1 protein-coding gene and 1 pseudogene are annotated in these 1,534 nt (G+C 50.3%); both read left to right on the forward strand.

Annotation, left to right across the window (positions count from 1 at the left end):
* Positions 1–927 (forward strand): type I glyceraldehyde-3-phosphate dehydrogenase (locus WBV75_RS00625; protein ID WP_424118731.1); only part of this gene is annotated, 927 nt, incomplete at its 5' end.
* Positions 924–1,534 (forward strand): annotated as a pseudogene (locus WBV75_RS00630) (hypothetical protein); the annotation flags it as partial. The gene WBV75_RS00625 and the pseudogene WBV75_RS00630, both read left to right, overlap by 4 nt.

Consider the following 1,534-nt stretch of genomic DNA (forward strand, 5'->3'; position numbering starts at 1 on the left):
CACGTGGGGGTTGTAAATGACGTAGCCGATATCAGGACGCTTGCACATCTTTTAAAATACGACAGTATTCACGGTATTTTTCCCGGTGCAGTATCTGTCGATCAGAACACGCTCATCACACCGAAAGGCACAACCCGGGTTTCCCATGGGGAACAGCCGGGTAGCATCCCCTGGGCGGAAGCGGGTGTTGACCTGGTTATCGAGGCTACTGGCAGGTTTAAGACACGGGAGAACCTTCAAAAACATCTGAAGGCAGGGGCCCCGAAGGTCATGCTTACAGCGCCCCCTCCGGAGGAGGACATTCCCATGGTGGTATACGGTATCAATCACGAAACCCTGGGCGATCAGGACCTCATTTTCAGCAATGCTTCGTGCACCACACACAATGCCGCCCCTATGATTGCGATCCTAGATAAACTCTGCGGCATTCAACAGGCCTATATCACGACCGTGCACTCCTATACTTCCGACCAAAGCCTGCACGACAGGCCCCATCGGGATTTAAGAAGGGCCCGCGCGGCCGGACAATCTATTGTCCCCACCACTACTGGAGCGGCCAAGGCACTTACTCGAATCTTCCCGCATCTGTCTTCGGCCATAGGTGGATGTGGTATTCGGGTCCCCGTTCCAAATGGCTCCCTGACAGACATCACGGCCAACGTCCTGAAACCCACTAGTATTGAGGAAATTAATGCTACTTTTAAGGCGTTTTCCCAAAACGAATTCAAGAAAGTGTTGCAGTACACCGAAGATCCGATCGTTTCCATCGATATTAACAATAGTTGTTATTCCTGCACGTTTGATTCTCAAATGACGTCAGTCATTGGGAACATGGTTAAAGTGATTGGCTGGTATGACAACGAGACCGGATACAGCAGTCGGATTATCGATACCGTGAAATGGATGACTGAAAAAAAGTTTCTGTGAAACCGCGCATTCCATACCTGATTATGATATGGGCCTTGCTTATTGCATGGCCTTCTGCCGGCCTTGTAGCCCAGGAGGAGCCAATGACGGACCCGGAATTCACCGCGATGATGGCTGAGGTGCGATCCTTCCGAAATCAGGATAGAATGGTCGAGGCGCTTGAGTCTCTCGAAAGAGCTACCAAACACGCCGAAACTGAGGAGGACACCCAGGAGATCATCCGCTGTGATTTTATGTATGCTCAAATATACCTCGACCTGGACAGGGTCTCGGAGGCCCAGTTCTACTACGACCGCATGAACGAACAGCTCGAGACTCTGGAGTATTTTTACGGCAATGCGGCCAGTCTGTTTATTGAGGGTAGAATCTCTTCCATGGAAGGGAATAACAACCTGGCATTGAGTAAGCTGATTGAGGCCAAACAAGAAAGCAACGATCGGAATCTTCTGAATCGCATTACCCTTTCGGAAGGAGAATTCTACTCTATGCTCCCCAACAGTACCGATCGGGCCATTACGCGCTTTAATGCTGTACGCGAGAATTCCGACCCTTACGAAAAGTACTACCTCAGAGCGAGGGCTTTTATGGGTCTGGCCGATATTTATAT

Source organism: Robiginitalea sp. (assembly GCF_049588695.1).
In the GTDB taxonomy this organism is placed as follows: domain Bacteria; phylum Bacteroidota; class Bacteroidia; order Flavobacteriales; family Flavobacteriaceae; genus Robiginitalea.